Source organism: Pseudomonas sp. EA_65y_Pfl1_P113 (assembly GCF_963970525.1).
Lineage (GTDB): Bacteria > Pseudomonadota > Gammaproteobacteria > Pseudomonadales > Pseudomonadaceae > Aquipseudomonas > Aquipseudomonas tritici.
In genome coordinates this window covers 1-255 of the sequence record NZ_CAXAQM010000739.1, presented here as the reverse complement: position 1 = coordinate 255, position 255 = coordinate 1, and the positions used below count along the sequence as shown (strand labels likewise).

Below are 255 nucleotides of genomic sequence, written 5' to 3'. Positions count from 1 at the left end.
GTATTCGGCGCCGTAAATCCGGCTCCAGATCGCGCACTTCGCTCTCGATTTCGTACAGCAACTGGATGTAACGCAGGGCCTGCTCGGCGAGCTGGCTCTTGTTAGTAGCGTGCAATTCGAAGAATTTTCGCCGGGCATGGGCCATGCAGCCAATCTCGGTCACGCCGAGTTCGAAGCTGGCCTTGTAACCGCCAAAATCGTCGCAGACCAACTTACCTTTCCAGCCTTGCAGGAAGTTGCGAGCATGCTCACCGG

Annotated in this window: 1 protein-coding gene; it reads right to left on the bottom strand. The window is 56.9% G+C overall.

What is annotated here, in order from left to right; translation table 11 throughout:
• Positions 1–255, bottom strand: a 255-nt coding sequence (locus AACY52_RS31975; protein ID WP_339561643.1) for a transposase, incomplete at both ends; no start/stop codon positions are given.